The following is an 18992-nucleotide window of genomic DNA, read 5'->3' on the forward strand; positions in this document are numbered from 1 at the left end:
CAGGCGCGAAGCCCGGACGGCCCATCGGCATGCCCTCCGGTCCGGCACAGCCGGCCGCACCGGGCACGATCGAAAGTCGCTTACAGGAGTCGGTTTTGCGGAACCTGCTATTAGAGCCGGTTTACGCGGGGGTGTCAATTATCTGGCACCGATCCAGTCGCGGCGCGCGCGTCTGGCGCCGCTGCGGCCGAACGCAACGGTGCACCGGGCATGCACGCGTCGCCAACCGGCGCACTGCCTGCCGGGTACCGGTCGAATCGCCCGACGGGCTGTGGATAACTGTCCTCGCGGGCCGATTAGCGATAAACTTCCGGTTTGCCTTCCGCGACTTCTCCACCCCCGCGGCCGCCTGTCGGCAGCCCCGGACGTGGCCAGCCGCGCCAACCGGACGGCGCCCCAGCGGGCGCGCGTCGCGCCCGCTGCCGATCTGCTGCGCGGCCGCGTGGACGCATGCCCGTTCCGACCGTCGCCTTTCCTCGATGAATGAATTTTGGCAACACTGCAAGGCATTGCTTGAGCACGAGTTGACGCCTCAGCAGTACCAGACCTGGATCAGACCGCTGGCCCCGGTGTCCTTCGACGCCGAGAACAACCGGCTCAGCATCGCCGCACCGAACCGTTTCAAACTGGACTGGGTCAAGAACCAGTTCGCCGGCCGCATTACCGATCTGGCGCGCGAATTCTGGCAAATGCCGGTGGACGTGCTGTTCGTGCTGGACCCGGCCGGCGGCGTGCGCGCGCCGGTCAGCACGCCGCGCCCGCTCGCGCCTGCCCCGGCGGGCGGCGCCGGCACGCCCGTCGCGTCGGCTGGCCCGGTGGGCGGCGGCATGGCGGGTGCGGCCAGCGCGGCCGCCACTGAGAAGGTCGCGTTCGGCGACGAACAGAACATCGACGTGCCGAGCATCGACGCGACCGAAGCCGCAGCGGGCCGCCGCACCTGGCGCAACTCATCCGCGCAGGCCGACGCACCGGGCGCGCTGGAGCGCTCGAAGCTGAACCTGGTCCTGACCTTCGACAACTTCGTCACCGGTAAGGCCAACCAGCTCGCCCGCGCCGCGGCGATTCAGGTCGCCGCCAACCCGGGCACCTCGTACAACCCGCTGTTCCTGTACGGCGGCGTCGGTCTGGGCAAGACCCACTTGATCCATGCGATCGGCAACCAGATGCTGGTCGACAATCCGAACGCCCGGATCCGCTACATCCACGCCGAGCAATACGTGTCGGACGTGGTGAAGGCCTATCAGCGCAAGGCGTTCGATGAGTTCAAGCGCTACTACCACTCGCTCGACCTGCTGCTGATCGACGACATCCAGTTCTTCTCGGGCAAGTCGCGTACGCAGGAAGAATTCTTCTACGCGTTCGAGGCGCTGGTCGCCAACAAGGCGCAGGTGATCATCACCAGCGACACCTACCCGAAGGAAATCTCCGGCATCGACGACCGGCTGATCTCGCGCTTCGACTCTGGCCTGACCGTGGCCATCGAGCCGCCCGAGCTCGAGATGCGCGTCGCGATCCTGATGCGCAAGGCGCAGTCGGAGCAGCAGGCGCTCTCGGAAGACGTCGCGTTCTTCGTGGCCAAGCACCTGCGCTCGAACGTGCGCGAGCTGGAAGGGGCGCTGCGCAAGATCCTCGCGTACTCCCGCTTCCATGGCCGCGAGATCACCATCGAGCTGACCAAGGAAGCGTTGAAGGACCTGCTGACCGTGCAGAACCGCCAGATCTCCGTGGAGAACATCCAGAAGACGGTGGCAGACTTCTACAGCATCAAGGTCGCGGACATGTATTCGAAGAAGCGGCCGGCCAACATTGCGCGGCCGCGCCAGATCGCGATGTATCTCGCCAAGGAACTGACGCAGAAGAGCCTGCCCGAGATCGGCGATCTGTTCGGCGGCCGCGACCACACGACCGTGCTGCACGCGGTTCGCAAGATTGCCGACGAGCGCGGCAAGGATGCCCAGCTGAACCACGAACTGCACGTGCTGGAGCAGACGCTGAAGGGATGACGGGACCGGCGCGGGGTGGGGCGCCGTATGTGGCGCGCGCCGGGCGGCGGCAGCCGCGCGCAGGCGACGGCCGGGATCGGCGGGATCGGCAACAGCCGCCCGGCCGCGAGGATTGGTCCGGAAACCGCGGCGTAGCCGGGTGGAAGTGGCCGAAATCGGCGGAGAAACCGCCTGAAAGTGGCTTGCGCGCGGCGGCAGGTGCCGTTGCGTTATGCCTTTGAGGCACAATATACGTTTTTCGTCCGTCATCACGCCGACGGTCCGGAAAGCATTGAAAAAACGGCATCACACCCGGTCGGACGGGCGGCTCGTCACCGCCTGCGCCGACCACGGATCATCGAGGAATTCACATGCAACTGGCCAAGACCGAACGGGACCTCTTGCTGCGTCCGCTGCAGACGGTGGCAGGCATCGTCGAGCGTCGTCACACGCTGCCGATCCTCGCCAACCTGCTGATCCGGAAGCAGGGCGAGGAATTGTCTTTCGTGTCGACCGACCTCGAGCTGCAGATCACCACGCGCGCCCCGATCGCCTCCGGCGGCGAGGACGCGTCGACCACGGTCGCGGCGCGCAAGCTGCTCGACATCGTCCGCACGCTTCCGTTCGGCGATACCGCCCTGTCGCTCAACGACAAGAAGCTGACCGTGCAGTGCGGCCGCAGCCGCTTCGCGCTGCAGACGCTGGCTGCCGACGATTTCCCGACGCTGGCGCTGGCGCCGAACTATGGCCCGCAACTGACGATCCAGCAGCGTGAGTTCAAGCACTTGCTAGGCCTGGTGCATTTCGCGATGGCGCAGCAGGACGTGCGCTACTACCTGAACGGCATGCTGCTGGTGATCGAGGGTGCCTCGCTCACCGCGGTGGCGACGGACGGGCACCGGCTGGCGATGGCGGCGATCACGCTGGACGCCGGCGAGCACCCGCGCCAGGAAGTGATCGTGCCCCGCAAGGCCATTCTCGAACTGCAGCGCCTGCTGGAAGAAAGCGTCGACCCGCTGACGATCGAGCTGGCGCCGTCGCAGGCCCGCTTCACGTTCGGCGACACCGAGGTGATCTCCAAGCTGGTCGAGGGCAAGTTCCCGGACTACCAGCGCGTGATCCCGAAGGGCTACAAGAACACGTTCTCGGTTGGCCGCGAGGAACTGCAACGCGCATTGCAACGTGCCGCGATCCTGACCTCGGACAAGTTCAAGGGCGTACACCTGCTGGTGTCGCCGGGCCAGATCAGCATCCGCTCGAACAACAGCGAGCAGGAAGAAGCGCAGGACGAGATCGAGATCGCCTACGACGGCGACACGATCGACATCGGCTTCAACGTCAGCTATCTGCTCGACATCCTGGCCAACGTGAAGAACGACATGTTCGAGATCAGCCTGGGCGACGCGAACAGCAGCGCATTGCTGTCGCTGCCCGAGGACGACAAGCAATTCAAGTATGTCGTGATGCCAATGCGCATCTGAGCGCCGCACGGCCAGCGCCCAAGCGGCGCGGGCGCGCGGCCGGCGGACGCCGGGCCGCTTGCCTCGCGCCGGACGGTCGCCGATGCCCCGGCCCGGGCACGCGACCCCAGAAAACAAGCTTCATACGGAATCCGTCATGACCGAACAGCACAAAGCCCAGACCGACAGCTACGGCGCGTCGTCGATCCAGATCCTCGAAGGGCTGGAGGCGGTACGCAAGCGTCCCGGCATGTACATCGGCGACACGTCCGACGGAACCGGTCTGCACCATCTGGTGTTCGAGGTGCTGGACAACTCGATCGACGAAGCGCTCGCCGGCTACTGCGACACCATCGTCGTCACGATCCACGCCGACAACTCGATCTCGGTGGTCGACAACGGGCGTGGCATCCCGACGGGCTTGAAGATGGACGACAAGCACGATCCGAAGCGCAGCGCCGCCGAGATCGTGATGACCGAACTGCACGCGGGCGGCAAGTTCGACCAGAACAGCTACAAGGTGTCGGGCGGTCTGCACGGCGTGGGCGTGTCGTGCGTAAACGCGCTGTCGAGCTGGCTGCGCCTGACGGTGCGCCGCGACGGCAAGAAGCACTTCATGGAATTCAACCGTGGCGTGCCGGTGAACCGCGAGATCGAGGAAATCGACGGGGTGCGCGTCTCGCCTATCCCGGTGATCGGCGACGCCGAGCACAACGGCACCGAGGTGCACTTCCTTGCCGACGAGTCGATCTTCACGACCGTCGATTTCCACTACGACATCCTCGCCAAGCGAATCCGGGAACTGTCCTTCCTGAACAACGGCGTGCGCATCAAACTCGTCGATCAACGCAACGGCAAGGAAGACGACTTCGCGTTTGCCGGCGGCGTGCGCGGTTTCGTCGAGTACATCAACAAGGCGAAGACGGTCCTGCACCCGAACGTCTTCTACGTCAGCACCGAGAAGGACGGCATCGGCGTCGAAGTGGCGATGCAGTGGAACGACAGTTTCAACGAGAACGTGCTGTGCTTCACGAACAACATCCCGCAACGCGACGGCGGCACGCACCTGACCGGCTTGCGCGCGGCGATGACCCGCGTGATCAACAAGTACATCGCCGATCATGAGATCGCGAAGAAGGCGAAGATCGAGACCAGCGGCGACGACATGCGCGAAGGCCTGTCCTGCGTGCTGTCCGTGAAGGTGCCGGAGCCGAAGTTCAGCTCGCAGACCAAGGACAAGCTGGTGTCGTCCGAAGTGCGCGCGCCGGTCGAGGAAAGCGTCGCGAAGGCGCTGGAAGAATACCTGCTCGAGACGCCCAACGACGCGAAGATCATCTGCGGCAAGATCGTCGACGCGGCGCGCGCGCGCGATGCGGCGCGGCGCGCACGCGACATGACGCGACGCAAGGGCGTACTCGACGGCGGCGGCCTGCCCGGCAAGCTGGCCGACTGCCAGGAGAAGGATCCGAGCAAGTGCGAAATCTATCTGGTCGAGGGTGATTCGGCCGGCGGCTCGGCCAAGCAAGGACGCGACCGCAAGTTCCAGGCGATCCTGCCGCTGCGCGGCAAGGTGCTGAACGTGGAAAAGGCCCGCTTCGACAAGCTGCTGTCGTCGGAGCAGATCGTCACGCTGATCACCGCGCTGGGCTGCGGCATCGGCAAGGACGACTACAACGTCGGCAAACTCCGCTATCACCGCATCATCATCATGACCGATGCGGACGTCGACGGCGCACACATCCGTACCCTGCTGCTGACGTTCTTCTATCGGCAGTTGCCCGAGCTGGTCGAGCGCGGCTACATCTACATCGCGCAGCCGCCGCTGCTCAAGGTGAAGCACGGCAAGGACGAGCGCTACCTGAAGGACGAGAGCGAGCTGCGTCTGTACAAGCTGCGTCTGGCGCTGAACGGCGCGGCGCTGGTGCCGGCGGAAGGCGCCGAGCCGATCGTCGGCGATGCGCTCGGCGAACTCGCGCGCAGCTATCTGCTGTCCGGCGCGGTGATCGAACGGGTCCGCCGCGTGGTCGACGGCAATGCGCTGGAAGCGATCATGGACGGCGTGGTGATCGACCTCGCCTCGTCCGACGCGGCGGCGGCGAGCGCCACCGCGATGTCGGCGCGCCTGTCGTCCAATCCGCTGGAACCGCGCGTCGAAGTCGAAGTGGTCAAGGATGACCTGCGCGACGCCTGGGCACTGCACATCAAGCGCTATCACCACGGCAACCTGAAGGTCAGCGTGATCGACGACGCGTTCATGGCGACCGCCGATTACCGGCAACTGCGTGCCACCGCCGAGACCTTCGAAGGCCTGATTCGCGAAGGCGCGACCATCTCGCGCGGCGAACGCGCGCAGGCCGTGAGCGACTTCAAGGGCGCGATGAAGTGGCTGATGGACGACGCCGAGCGCAATTTCTCGACGCAGCGCTACAAGGGGCTGGGCGAGATGAATCCCGAGCAACTGTGGGAGACGACGATGGATCCGACCGTGCGCCGGCTGCTGAAGGTGCAGATCGACGATGCGATCGCCGCCGACGGCATCTTCACGACGCTGATGGGCGACGATGTCGAGCCGCGTCGCGCCTTCATCGAGGGCAACGCGCTGCAGGCCGGCAACATCGACGTTTGATGTGACGCGGGCGCGAACGCCGCCCGCTGCCTCTCACGAACGCCCAGCCTGTCCGGGCGTTTTGCTTGATGGTAGGTAACGCGGCGCGACCGTCCTATACTGCGCGCATCCCATCGCCAACGGAGCGCGCGCATGTCCTGGTCGGCCCGCTTGTACTCGACTTTCGAAACGGAACGCACCCGCCCGGTGCGCGATCTGGTCGCGGCGCTGCCCGAGCGGCCGGTGACGCACGGGACCGATCTCGGATGCGGTCCGGGCAACTCCACCGCAGTGCTGGCCGCGCGCTTTCCGGACGCCGCGTTGACCGGCCTCGACAGTTCGCCCGACATGATCGCCGCCGCCCGCGAGCGGATGCCTTCGACGCGCTTCGAATTGGCGGATATTGCGACATGGCAGGCAGCGCTGCCGCAGGACGTGATTCTCGCGAACGCCTCGCTGCAATGGCTGCCGGATCACGCAACGCTCTACCCACGCCTGCTCGCGCAGTTGTCGGCGGGCGGCAGCCTGGCGATCCAGACGCCCGACAACATCGACGAACCCGCGCATCGCGTCGCGCGCGAGGTGGCCAGCGCGGGACCGTGGGCCGCTCGGCTGGAAAATGTGCGACACCTGCCACGGCACACGGCGGATTGGTATTACGCGTTGCTTCGTCCGCACTGCGCGCGCGTCGATGTGTGGCGCACGACCTATTACCATCCGCTTGCCGACGCGGCGGCGATTGTCGAGTGGTTCAAGGCGTCGGTGCTACGGCCCTATCTGGGCGCACTGCAAGCAGCCGAACGGGATGCGTTCCTGCACCGTTATCACGCAGGCATCGCGCAGGCGTATCCGGCGTTGCCGGATGGTTCGGTACTCCTGCCTTTTCCGCGTCTGTTTATCGTGGCGTCACGGGCGCAATGAACGTCACGGGCGGCACGAGCGGTGCGCGTCCGTGCTCGACGAGCCGCAGCAGGCTGAGGGACCCGAGGAAGCCGGAAACGGCGCGTCGCCGCTGCGCCGCGATCGCCCGCGTAATAATTACCGTCACATAGTGCGGAGACGGGCGGCGAGATTGGATGAATGGGCTTTTTTGCCCGCCAATCCAGCCATCCGAGCCGTTCCCGGCGCGCCTGCCTGCCTTTCTTCGCGGCGTGATACGCTGGTTACACGATGCTGCCGGTGCGCTCTTGCTCGCGATTAGACGCGACGCGAGTGCCTGGCCGACGCGCCGTCTCCACTAATCAAGAATCGAGAAGCGCTGCCGCACGCTGGCCGGCTAAAGCCGACCGGGCGCAGGCCGGCCTTTGCTACGAGCAAGGATGACAGATGTACCCCGGCAGCTACGATAGCCTGCTTGTTCTGCTTTCATTCATGGTCGCCGTCATGGCGGCCTATACGACCCTCGACATGGCTCGCCGCCTGGCGACCATGCGCGGTCGCGCGGTGCGTTGGTGGCTCGCCGGCGGCGCGGTGGCCATGGGACTGGGCACCTGGTCGATGCATTTCGTCGGCATGCTCGCGTTCAGCCTGCCGGTGCCGCTCGGCTACGACCCGCTGGTCACCTTGTTGGCGCTTGCGATCGGCATCGGCGCGGCCGGGTTGGCGCTGTGGGTGGTCGCGCAGCCCGTGGTGCCGCCGCTGCGGCTGGCGCTTGGCGCGCTGGCAATGGGGGCCAGCATCGCCGGCACGCACTACATGGGCATGGCTGCGATGCGCATGGACCCGGCGATCGAATACGGTCGTTGGCAGGTGGTGTTGTCGGTTGCGATCGCGATCGTCGCATCGGGCATTGCGTTATGGATGACCTTCCACCTGGTGCAGCGCGTCCTCTATCCGCGCCTGGTCAAGTTCGCCGCCTCGTTGCTGATGGCGGCTGCCATCGCCGGCATGCACTACACCGGCATGAGCGCCGCGCATTTCCGCGTCGGCAGCGTGTGCGGCGCGGTCAGCAGCGTGACCAGCAACTGGCTGGCGCTGTCGATCATCGTCGTGACGGTCGCGGTGCTGGCGATCTCGCTGGTCGCCTCGATCTTCGACGTGCGCCTGGAAACACGCACCGCCGCGCTGGCGGCTTCGCTGGCCGAGGCCAACCGCGAACTGACCTACCTGGCGCTGCACGACAACCTGACCAAGCTGCCGAACCGGCGCCTGCTGGAGGACCGGCTCGACCAGGCGATCAGCAGCGCACGCCGCGGCGGGCGGCGTTTCTCGCTGATGTTCCTCGACCTGGACGGCTTCAAGGCGATCAACGACGCGTTCGGCCACCATGTCGGCGACATGCTGCTGGTCGGCGTGGCGGACCGTCTCAAGCGCATCGTGCGCGACCAGGACACGGTGGCGCGTCTCGGCGGCGACGAATTCATTCTGCTGTTCGACATCACCGAGCCGACCGACGCCGCCACGGTGGCCGAACGCATCGTCGTCGCGGTGCGGGAAGCGTTCGAGATTGCCAACCATCGCCTGCGGGTGTCGGCGAGCGTCGGCATCGTGGTCTATCCGGAAAACGGCGATCAGGCCCGCACGCTGTTGGCGAACGCGGACGCCGCGATGTATCACTCGAAGGCGCTCGGCCGCAACTGCTACTGCTTCTTCGAAGACTCGATGAACGCCAACGTGCGCGAGCAACTGGAGCTGATCCAGGACTTGCGCGAGTCGGTCGACCGGCAGGAGCTGGTGCTGCATTACCAGCCGAAGGTGGTGGCGCCGGCGGGTCCGGTGATCGGAGCCGAGGCGCTGTTGCGCTGGCAGCATCCGACCCGGGGCTTGTTGCTGCCGGACAAGTTCATCCATCTCGCCGAGAAAAGTGGTTTGATCGTGCCGATCGGCGAATGGGTCCTGAACGAGGCGTGCCGCCAGGCGCGTGTCTGGCGTGATGCGGGCTGGCGCGACTGGACGATGGCGGTGAACGTGTCGTCGCTGCAGTTCTCGAATGCCGGGCTGATTCCGTCGGTACGCACCGCGCTTGCCCGTCACGAACTGCCGCCCGATGCGCTGGTGCTCGAGATCACCGAGATGACGGCGATGCGCAACGTGGACGACAGCCGCACGGTGCTCGAGGAACTGACCGCGATGGGCGTGCGCATCTCGATCGACGACTTCGGCACCGGCTATTCGAGCCTGTTGCACCTGAAGCGGCTGCCCGCCACCGAGCTGAAGATCGACCGCGGCTTCGTGCGCGACCTGGAACACGATTCGGAGGACGCCGCGATCGTCTCCGCGATCGTCGCGCTGGGCCGCACGCTGAATCTGACGATCGTCGCCGAAGGCGTCGAGACGAACGCGCAGCAGACCTTGCTGACACGGCTCGGCTGTTCGTTCCTGCAAGGCTTCCTGCTCGGGCACCCGGTGCCGGCCGAAGACTTCGCGCACGGCACGCCGACGCAGGGCGCGTAGGCAGCCAGGCCCACGAACCGCGACCGTAGGCAGTGCGGCGGCCCACCCGCCGCTGCCTCGCCGGCGACGTCGCGCGCTTCCCCGCTTCCGGCAACGCCGTTACTGGAGTTGGCCCACCGCCTTGGAGACGGCGGCCGGACTGTCGAAGTTCTGGTCGTCGGGCAGCCTGTCTAGCAGTTCGATCACAGCGCCGTCGGCATGGTTGTGACGGGCGGTCTCGAGCAGGGTTCGCTTGCGCGTCGGATAGTCGGCGCCCTGCAGGGCTTTCTGGACATCGATCGGACTGGGTTGATCCGGATGGCGGTGGCTTTGGGCATGCGACGGATGCTGGGACATGAGCGTTCTCCTGTGGGTTGAACGAATGGCTGACGGCAGCGCCGCCCTGGCCGGCCGCGCCGCTTGAAACGGGTCGCATCGCTCGTTCCACCCCGCAAAGCGCTTGCGCTCGCGACAGTGCGCGATCGCCCTTCCTGATCGACCCGCGCCGGACAGGGCACGAGAGTCGCCCCGGTACCCGCCGGCATCACGCAGCGGCGCTGTCGGCAACGCGCCGTGCAGGCATACTGACGTGAGCTACCCAAGGAGGCATGCGATGAATCTCATCCATCCCAGCGCCAGCGCGGGCTTCTCGGCCGGCGCCGCGACCTACGCACGCGGTCGGCCGGACTACCCGCCGGAAATCGAAGCCTGGCTGCGCGGCGCCCTCGGCTTGCACAGCGGCCGCACCGTCGTCGAAGTGGGCGCCGGGACCGGTAAATTCACCGCACATTTGTCAAAGACTGGCGCACAGGTCATCGCCGTGGAACCGGTTGCCGCGATGCGCGCGCAGCTTGCCGCCACCCTGCCTGATGCCGATGTGCGGGCGGGTACGGCCGAGGCGCTTGCCCTCGACGACGGCGTGGCTGACGTGGTGGTCTGCGCGCAAGCGTTCCACTGGTTCGCGAGTGCGGCGGCGCTGCGGTCTTTTCATCGCGTGCTTCGTCCCGGCGGGGCACTGGGACTGGTCTGGAACGTACGCGACGAGTCGGTCGACTGGGTTGCCGAGCTGAGCCGGATCATCGCGCCTTACGAAGCCGGTACGCCGCGCTTCCACTCCGGCGCCTGGCGGCAGGCATTCGACGGCGCGCCGTTCGGCGAGGCGGAGATCACCACGCTGACCTATGCGCATCGCGGCCCGCCACGCCAGGTGATCGTGGATCGCACGCTGTCGATCAGCTTCATCGCCGCGCTGCCTGACGCCGAACGCGCCAGGGTCGAGCAGCGCCTGCTGGCGCTGATCGCCGGCCATCCCGCACTGCGTACCGCAGCCGAGGTCGCGTTCCCCTATGAAACGCGTGCCTACCGCTTCGCTGCGCTTGCCGGCGGTCTTCCCTAGAAGTCATTTCTAGCAGTCATTCCCAGCAGTCATCGCTCGCGGGCATCGTTGACGGCAGTCGCCAGCGCCGCCGTTCGCGCGGCAGCTCATGCGCGGCATGCGACGTGCATGAGGAAAGCGCATAGCGTTGCAAATCGAAAGAGGCACGGCATGGCGAACGACCTGCAAGACGATCTCCTGACATCGGCACCCGTCACACCGCTGGCTGCCGCGCTCGCTGGCCAAGCGAGGACCACAGCCGAGAGGGAAGCCGCGGTCGCTGCGCCCGAGAAGACGCGCTCGACAGCGCACGCAGCGCCGCGTTGCCCGCCACCGCTATCCGAGGCCCTGCTGGCCGCCTACCGCGCCAGCGATTTCCAGGTGTCGGCCGCGCCGCGCCTGCATCTGCGAATTGGAGCGCGCAGCCCGGCCGCCGCCGCGCTGCTGGCCGAATATCAGGCAGACCGTGCGATTCTGCTCACCGCCTGGAATCCATTCAGCGAGCCGCGCGAATTCGCCGAGAACGAGCAGCGCCAGCGCGCGCTGCACGCCTGCCTGCTGGACGTCGGCCTGACCATGTTGCCCGCGCTCGGCGTCGATCCAAGCGGCGAATGGCCGGCCGAGGAGAGCGTGTTCGCATTCGGCGCGAGCGCGGCATGCACCGACCGCCTGCTGGAACGCTTCGAGCAGAACGCCGCCGTGGTGGTCGAGGCGGACGGCTCCGTGCACTTGCAGCTCCATCCGCGGCTCAGGCTGACCGACGCGTCATCGCTGCTTGATCGGCGCTCGATCGAGACGCTGAATCGCTACGCCTGATTGCGACGCCCGATAACCCCGGAAGAGGCAAGCGCGCAACTTGCGACTTGCGACTTGCGACTTGCGACCGCCGCGCTGCGCCGCACACGCCTTGCGTGGCGGTGGGCGCGCGCCGGTTGCCGACGTCAGGCCAGCGGTTGCCAACGCGTGACGTCGGCCTGCGCCAGACTCGGCAGGCGCCCGACGAACGTCTTGTAGTGCGCGGTCTGGTTGTGTTGCGCCACGGCGGCCGCGTCGCGCCAGCGCTCGACGAGCAGGTAGCGCCCGGACTGCGTCGGGTCGCGGTGCGCCTCGTAGCGTTCGCAGCCGGCTTCCGCCACGGAACCGGCAACGACGGCATCCAGCGCCTCGCGGAAGGCCGCGTCGTGCTCGGGCGCGACGGTGAAGACGACGATGATGGCAACGGCTTCCGACATGGTATCTCCTTGACTCGGACTGTGAGTGGGCTGCGGCAGGGATTGCAGGACGGACTGCGACCGCGCCTGCGGTGCGGGCCAGACCGGCACCGCAGGCGCGGCACGCCTCGGGCGCGTGGCCACGCGGCCCTCAACGATCGGTGCGATCGGTGCAATCGGTGCAATCGGTGCGATCGGTGCGATCGGTGCGATCGGTGCAATCGGTGCGATCGGTGCGATCGGTGCGATCGGTGCGAGCGACCAGCATGGCCTGGATGCGGTCGGAAAACGCGGCAATCGAGAAAGGCTTGGAGATCACGTCCATGCCCTGCTCAAGCGTACCGCGCAGCAGCCCGGCGTTCTCCGCATAACCGGTCATGAACAACACGGCCAGCTGCGGCCGCCGCTGGCGTGCGAGTTCGGCCAGTTGCCGGCCGTTCATGCCGGGAAGGCCGACGTCGCTGACCAGCAGGTCGATGTCGCACGGCGAATCCAGGTAGGCCAACGCCCGGTCCGGATGGTCCGCTTCCAGCACCGTATAGCGGAGCTCGTCGAGCACCGTGCGCACCAGCAGGCGTACCGACGGGTCGTCCTCGACCAACAGCACCGTCTCGCCTTGACGGGCGTGCGCGAGCGACGGCTCGGGCAGCGCCTGCGCGTCTTCGTCGTGGCGCGCCTCGCGCGGCAGCCAGACGGAGACCGTCGTGCCTTCGCCGGGCTGGCTGTCGATTGTTGCAAGGCCGCCCGACTGGCGCGCGAAACCGTACACCATCGACAGGCCCAGACCGGTACCCTTGCCAGTCGGCTTGGTCGTGAAGAACGGGTCGAATGCGCGCTGCCGCACCGACGCCGGCATGCCGACGCCAGTATCGGTGACCGACAGCACGACATACTCGCCGGCCGGCAACGGATCGACGCCGCCCGCGTGGGCGTCGCGCACTCGCAACTCGGTACGGATCGTCAACCGTCCGCCGTCCGGCATGGCGTCGCGCGCGTTGATCGCCAGGTTGAGCAAGACGCTCTCGAGCTGCGGCAGGTCGGTCCGCGCGCAACAGGCGTGCGGCTGCAGCGCCAGTGCGATGGCAATCGTCTCGCCCATTGTGCGGCGCAGCAGTTCCTCCAGGCCGCGGACCAGATCGTTGACGTCGACGTGCTGCAGTTCCAGCGCCTGCCGCCGCGAGAACGCCAGCATCCGTTGCACCAGCGCGGCGGCGCGCTGTACCGACGTGAGCGCATTGTCGGCGAAGCGGCCGATCTCGGCGACACGCCCCAGGCCCGCCAGCCGGCTGATGAGTTCGAGGCTGCCGCTGATGCCGGCCAGAATGTTGTTGAAGTCGTGCGCGATGCCGCCGGTCAGCTGGCCGATCGCCTCCATCTTCTGCGCCTGGCGCAGGGCTTCCTCGATCTTTTCGCGCTCGGCGACCTGACGCTGCAACTCGAAGGTGCGGGCTTCGACGCGCCGCTCCAGCGACTCGTTCAGCTCATGAAGCGTCGCCGCGGCGGCCGTTTCGGCGGTAACGTCGCGCACCGTGCCGAGCAGCTGCAGACTGCCGTCGGGCTTGCGCACGGCGCGGCCGCTCTCCGCGATCCAGCGCACCCGGCGGTCGTCCGGCAGCACGATGCGGTAGCGGCTTTCGTACGCGCCCTCGGCAGCGACGTCCAGCAAGGCGTCGACGATCCGTCGATGCGAGGCCTGGTCGTCGGGATGCAGACGCGACAGGAACAGCGCCCGGTCGATCGGGGCCTGGGCGGCAACGCCGAACAGGTCGCGGCAGCGCGCGTCCCAGACCAGCCGCCCATCGCCGGAAGAGAATTCGAAGATACCCAATTGCGCGACATCGAGCGCGAGCGTCAGGCGTCGCTCGCTCTCGCGCAGCGCCGCCTCGACGCGGATCTGCTCGGTCCGGTCGTAGACCATCACGTACAGTCCGTCGACCTGCCCGTCGGCGCGTCGCCTTGGCAGATATTCCAGATGCGCGATGCGATCGCGGCCGTCGCGGTGCGGGGTGCGCGCATCCATCGAACACCGCTCGCCGGCATAGGCGCGCACAAACGCGTCGCCGCGCGCCCCATAGGCCTGCTCGCCGAGCAGTTCGCGCGCGGTCATGCCGATCACTGAGTGCGGGTCGAGGCCGAACCACTCTGCGTAGTAGGCATTGACGAATTCGTAACGCTCGTCGCGGTCCAGGATGCCGATCAGCATGGGCATCGAGTCGGCCAACTGCCGCATCTGGCGCTGGCTGCGCCGCAACGCCGCCTCGGCCGCCTTGCGCTCGGTGATGTCGATCGAGACGCCATCGAAAAACGCCGCGCGGCCGGCCTCGGCATCTGCCGTGCAATGGCCAACCGCCTGCACCCACAGCAGCCGCCCGTCGGCCTGCCGCAACCGGTACTCCTCGCGGAACTCGCCGCAGGACGCGACGCTGGCGGCGATCGCCCGCGTGACGCGGTCGCGATCCCGCGCATCGATGCCGGCCAGGAAAGCCGCCAGCGGCGGAAACGGCGGGAGATCGGACGACACCGAATACAGCCGGCCGAAGCGGCCGCTGGCGGTGACCCGGTCGTTCGCCACGTCCCAACGCCAAAAGCCCAGCAGTTGACTGCCGCGATGCGCGGCTTCGTGCTGTTCCATCCACGGCGGCAACGCACCCTCGTCGGCCGCGCCGGCCCGGCCGGACTCACCAGTCCGCACCGCGGCCGACGACCCGGGGGATGCCTCGGCCGCCACGTCAGCCGCCAGGTCAGCCGCCAGGTCAGCCGCCGCCTCGGCCGGGGTGCGCCAGAGCGCCAGCAGGCCCGCGCACCCGCCGGTCTCAAGGTCATGAACCGGCAGGAAGTCGACGCCGCTCAGCTGCGCCGGCGCGCCCGCCCAGACGGCTTTCAGGGCCTGCCGGATGGCCGGATCGTCGCACGGATGGCCGGCGGGCCAGCGCTGGTCGCCGCCCGGCGACCGGTCGCTTTGCGCGGCATGCGCCGCATTGCGGAACTGCCAGGCGGACTCGCCCCAGTACAGGACGGCCGGCATCGGCGAGCGCAGCGTCAGCAACAACGCGTGCCGCAAGCTGGTCGACCACTTGCCGGGCGCGCCCAATGGATGCGCATCCCAGTCGGTGGTGGCAATCAGTTCGCCCGCCAGATCGGCGAAAACCGTGTCGTAGGTGTCAGCAGTCACCGGGCATCAGCATGGATTCGACCGGTGCGGCGCGACAGCCGGCACCGGTCGAATCCCTATCTCGAAAGACAACTACTGTACTTGAGATTCGCCGATGCCGCGCTCGGGGTGCTCAGAAGCTTTCCCAGTCGCCGGCCGCGGCCAGCGCCGGCTGGGCCACCCGCTTCGGGGCGGGCGCCGCTGGTTTGCGCTCGGGGCGTTGTGTGACAGGCGCCGCCGCCACGCTCCGGGTGCTCGCGACGGCCGTTGCCGCGCCCACGGCCCGCGTCGTTTCGCCGACCTTGAAGACCTCGACCGCGTCGCGCAGGCTGCGGGCCTGCTCGTCGAGCGAGTGCGCGGCCGCGGCGGACTGTTCCACCAGTGCCGCGTTCTGCTGCGTCACCTGGTCGATCTGGCCGATCGCCAGGTTCACCTGTTCGATGCCGCGGCTCTGCTCTTCGCTGGCGGCCGCGATCTCGCCGATCACGTCCGTGACGCGAGCGACCGCCTGCTTCAGCTCGGCCATCGCCTGGCCGGTGTCGTTGGCATGCGCGGCGCCCGTTTCGACCGCCTGCACCGAGGTTTCGACCAGCGCCTTGATTTCCTTGGCCGCACTGGCCGAGCGCTGCGCCAGCGAGCGCACCTCGCCGGCGACCACCGAAAAGCCGCGGCCGCTGTCGCCGGCGCGCGCCGCTTCGACTGCCGCGTTCAGGGCCAGGATGTTGGTCTGGAACGCGATGCCGTCGATCAGCGTGGTGATATCGGCGATGCGGGCCGAGTGCGAGCGGATCTCCGACATCGTGCCGACCATGCTGTCCACCACGCTCGAACCCCGCACCGCCACGTCGGTCGCGTTGGAGGCAAGGCCCGCCGCCTGCCGGGCGTTGTCGGCGTTGTGACGCACGGTGGCACTGAATTCGTCGATGCTCGACGCGGTCTCCTCCAACGACGCGGCCTGCTCCTCGGTACGGCTCGACAGATCCTGATTGCCGGCGGCGATTTCGCGCGCGGCGACCTGCACCGATCCGACGGTATGTCGTACCGAGGCGACCACTTCCTCCAGTTTGCCGAGCAGGCCGTTGAATGCGACGGCCGTCTGCCCGAGTTCGTCGTTCTTGTCGGCGGGCGCGCGGCGGCGCAGGTCGAGGGTTTGGGCGAGCGATTGCATCAGGTCGCGCATGCCGTGCAGGCCCTGGCGGATGTCGCGGTACAGACGTCCGCCCAGCACGCCGGAGACGAGCAGCGTCAGGCCGATCACGATCGCCAACGCGGCCACGGCAAAGTGATACGAGGCGCGGTTCTCCGCACGCAAGCGGTCGCCAAGCGTCTTGTTGTACGCGTACTGCTCGTCCAGCGCCGCGTTCACCGCCCGCGCGGCCTTGGTGCCGTCGCCGCGCGCGATCATCTCGTTCATGCCGGCCGTGTCGTTGGCCGTGGACAGCGCGAGCACCTGGGTACGGCTACGGCGATAGGCCTCCATCGCGGCCTGCTCGGCCTCGACCAGCTGCCGATCTTGGTCGTCGGCCACCAGTTGTTGCCGGTAATGGTTCAGCGAGCGGTCGAAGTCCGCATCGCTCTCGGCGATCAATTTCTCCATCGCGCTTTTGCCGGCGGCATCGGACGCCAGCATGTGCTTGTAGACGGCGACGTTGCCGGTCGTGAGCGCCGTGCGGGCGCGGTTCAACTCCACGATGCTCGGCATGATGTTTTCCTGCACGCTCTCGAAGCGGTCCTGGCTGCGTTGCAACTGATACAGCCCGAGCCCGCCGACGAAAAGCAGGGCGACCGCGGAGCCGAGCAGCGCGGTCATCAAACGGTTGGTCAAATTCATTATGGTGGCAAGCGACTGCGGGGATCGAAGACGCCGGACGACCATTGGCCGTTCGACGTGGCGAACCGGCGCGCACGCCGGACGTACGCGTGTTAACGGCCGTCGCCGCGCTTTCTTGCCCGCACTCGCCATTGTCTTTTTCTATTTCCCACAAATCCCTTATAGCGATTGTGGGAATATCTCGTGGTCCGAAACAACGGCACTTGTTGGCGCGGCAAGCTTCCCGCGGATCCGCCGAGGCCGACGCAACGGGCAACGCGGCAGCGAACCTTGCCGCCCGCCGGGGTGCGCACGCCGAGCCGCATGAGCAGCGCCAGACGCCGCGTATCATGACTCGCATTCACAACGCCGCGCACCGTGTCCGCGCATGATGGATTGGGAGAAAACGATGAAAGCCGTTGGATATCACGACAGCCTGCCGATCAGCGACCCGCATAGCCTGCTCGACCTCGACGTGCCCGAACCGACACCGGGCGAGCACGATCTGCTGGTCGAGGTGAAGGCGGTTTCGGTCAACCCGGTGGATACCAAGGTGCGCCGGCGCGCGGCGGGAACCGCGGACCAACCGAAAATCCTGGGCTTCGACGCCAGTGGTGTCGTGCGGGCGGTGGGCGCCAAGACATCGCGCTTCCGGCCGGGCGACGAAGTCTGGTACGCCGGTTCGCTGCAAAGGCCCGGTACCAACAGTGCGCTGCACGTCGTCGACGAACGCATCGTCGGTCCCAAGCCCGCAACGCTCGGCTTCGCCGATGCCGCCGCGTTGCCGCTCACGGCAATCACCGCGTGGGAACTGCTGTTCGACCGCCTGCGCGTGCTCGATAATGCGGCGCCGTCGGGCCAGTCGCTGCTGGTGGTCGGCGCGGCCGGCGGCGTGGGCTCGATCCTGGTGCAATTGGCCCGTCAGTTGACCGGCCTGACCGTGATTGGCACGGCATCGCGTCCGGAAACGCAGGCGTGGGTACGCGAATTGGGCGCCCACCATGTGGTCGACCACAGCCGCCCGCTTGCCGCCGGCCTGCGCGAAGCCGGCCTGGGACCGGTCGACTTCGTGGCCAGCCTCACGCACACCGACAGTCATTTCGAGCAGCTCGCGGAAGCGATCGCGCCGCAAGGCCGTTTCGCGCTGATCGACGATCCGGGCCCGATCGACATCGGCAAGCTGAAGCAGAAGAGCGTCTCGGTGCATTGGGAATTCATGTTCACGCGCGCGATGTTCGGCACGCACGACATGATCCGCCAGCAAACGCTGCTCGCCGAAGTCTCTCGCCTGGTCGATACCGGCATACTCCGCACGACTGCCGGCCAGCATTTCGGCGCCATCAATGCGGCCAACCTGCGCCGTGCGCACGAACATGTCGAAAGCGGGCGGGCACAGGGCAAGGTGGTGCTGGAGGGGTTCGCACCGTGACCGTGGACCAAGCGCACTTACCCGGCCCGTCGAGCGCACCATCACCGGCACCGACGATCCGTGAGGCGCAGGACGCGGACATGCCGTCGGTCCAGGCGATCTACGCACATTACGTCGAGCGCAGTCCGTTCACGTTCGAGGAACAGGTGCCGGACCTGGTGGAGATGCGACGCCGCCGCGCCGAGGTCGGCGCGGCAGGCCTGCCGTATCTGGTCGCGGAGCGCGACGGCATGGTCGTCGGCTATGCGTACGCCACCCGCTACCGCCAACGCTCGGCGTACCGCTTCACGGCCGAACACTCGGTCTACGTGGCGCCGGAGCGGCGCGCCGGCGGCGCCGGCCGCGCGCTGCTCGTCGCGCTGTTACGCGCTTGCCGGGAACGCGGCGTGGCCCAGTTGATCGCGGTGGTGGGCGGCGGCATGCGCAATCCCGCCTCGCTGGCCGTGCACCGCGCCCTCGGTTTCGAGATGGTCGGCACGCTCAGCCGTGTCGGCTACAAGTTCGGCGAGTGGCTCGACACGACGCTGATGCAGCGCAGCCTCGACGACCTCGGCTGAGGCGAAGGTGTGGGCTGGGGGCTGGGGGCTGGGGACAACG

General features: G+C 67.4%; 13 protein-coding genes. 9 read left to right on the forward strand and 4 right to left on the reverse strand.

From position 1 onward, the window contains the following. Window positions 1–479 precede the first annotated feature (479 nt). The 5 genes from dnaA (at window position 480) to BLU54_RS09845 (ending at window position 9440) form a co-directional block, all read left to right on the forward strand. Window positions 480–2003, forward strand: a complete 1524-nt coding sequence (gene dnaA / locus BLU54_RS09825; RefSeq protein WP_091907563.1) for a chromosomal replication initiator protein DnaA — start codon at window positions 480–482, stop codon at window positions 2001–2003. A 350-nt stretch (window positions 2004–2353) separates the two neighbouring features. After that, window positions 2354–3463 carry a DNA polymerase III subunit beta gene (gene dnaN / locus BLU54_RS09830; protein ID WP_091907565.1) on the forward strand — a complete coding sequence of 370 codons (1110 nt, stop codon included), beginning with the start codon at window positions 2354–2356 and terminating at the stop codon, window positions 3461–3463. 136 nt (window positions 3464–3599) lie between these two features. Further along, the gene (gyrB, locus tag BLU54_RS09835) at window positions 3600–6068 is read left to right on the forward strand and encodes a DNA topoisomerase (ATP-hydrolyzing) subunit B (RefSeq protein WP_091907567.1); all 2469 of its coding nucleotides are present in this window, start codon (window positions 3600–3602) and stop codon (window positions 6066–6068) included. Between the two features lie 132 nt (window positions 6069–6200). Continuing rightward, window positions 6201–6968 (forward strand): trans-aconitate 2-methyltransferase, encoded by a 768-nt coding sequence (gene tam / locus BLU54_RS09840; RefSeq protein WP_091907569.1) that lies wholly within the window; start codon window positions 6201–6203, stop codon window positions 6966–6968. Between the two features lie 405 nt (window positions 6969–7373). Next, window positions 7374–9440 carry a putative bifunctional diguanylate cyclase/phosphodiesterase gene (locus BLU54_RS09845; protein WP_091907571.1) on the forward strand — a complete coding sequence of 689 codons (2067 nt, stop codon included), beginning with the start codon at window positions 7374–7376 and terminating at the stop codon, window positions 9438–9440. 99 nt (window positions 9441–9539) lie between these two features. Here the strand turns inward: BLU54_RS09845 and BLU54_RS09850 are convergent, their stop codons facing one another. After that, complete coding sequence (locus BLU54_RS09850) at window positions 9540–9776, reverse strand: DUF2795 domain-containing protein (RefSeq protein ID WP_091907573.1); 237 nt, start codon at window positions 9774–9776, stop codon at window positions 9540–9542. Between the two features lie 256 nt (window positions 9777–10032). On the opposite strand from BLU54_RS09850, the gene BLU54_RS09855 reads away from it, so the two are divergent. Further along, window positions 10033–10815, forward strand: a complete 783-nt coding sequence (locus BLU54_RS09855) for a class I SAM-dependent methyltransferase (RefSeq protein WP_091907575.1) — start codon at window positions 10033–10035, stop codon at window positions 10813–10815. Between the two features lie 150 nt (window positions 10816–10965). Then, window positions 10966–11610, forward strand: a complete 645-nt coding sequence (locus BLU54_RS09860) for a DUF3293 domain-containing protein (RefSeq protein ID WP_170845098.1) — start codon at window positions 10966–10968, stop codon at window positions 11608–11610. Window positions 11611–11735: 125 nt separating this feature from the next. Here the strand turns inward: BLU54_RS09860 and BLU54_RS09865 are convergent, their stop codons facing one another. The 3 genes from BLU54_RS09865 to BLU54_RS24455 form a co-directional block, all read right to left on the reverse strand. Further along, window positions 11736–12026 (reverse strand): putative quinol monooxygenase, encoded by a 291-nt coding sequence (locus BLU54_RS09865; RefSeq protein WP_091907579.1) that lies wholly within the window; start codon window positions 12024–12026, stop codon window positions 11736–11738. Window positions 12027–12156: 130 nt separating this feature from the next. After that, a complete protein-coding gene (locus BLU54_RS09870; protein ID WP_091907580.1) occupies window positions 12157–15177 on the reverse strand; it encodes a PAS domain-containing protein in 3021 nt (1006 codons plus the stop codon). Between the two features lie 112 nt (window positions 15178–15289). Beyond that, window positions 15290–16987 carry a methyl-accepting chemotaxis protein gene (locus tag BLU54_RS24455; protein ID WP_091907582.1) on the reverse strand — a complete coding sequence of 566 codons (1698 nt, stop codon included), beginning with the start codon at window positions 16985–16987 and terminating at the stop codon, window positions 15290–15292. A gap of 388 nt (window positions 16988–17375) precedes the next feature. Between BLU54_RS24455 and BLU54_RS09880 the strand changes: the two genes are divergently transcribed. After that, window positions 17376–18395: a zinc-binding alcohol dehydrogenase family protein gene (locus BLU54_RS09880; RefSeq protein ID WP_091908012.1), complete on the forward strand. Its 1020-nt coding sequence runs from the start codon at window positions 17376–17378 to the stop codon at window positions 18393–18395. Further along, on the forward strand, window positions 18392–18952 hold the full coding sequence (locus BLU54_RS09885) for a GNAT family N-acetyltransferase (protein WP_235837882.1): 561 nt from the start codon (window positions 18392–18394) through the stop codon (window positions 18950–18952). The genes BLU54_RS09880 and BLU54_RS09885 overlap by 4 nt, the downstream gene beginning before the upstream one ends. Window positions 18953–18992 lie beyond the last annotated feature (40 nt).

Origin of the sequence: Chitinasiproducens palmae, assembly GCF_900095735.1 — a bacterium.
GTDB classification, from domain to species: Bacteria; Pseudomonadota; Gammaproteobacteria; order Burkholderiales; family Burkholderiaceae; genus Chitinasiproducens; species Chitinasiproducens palmae.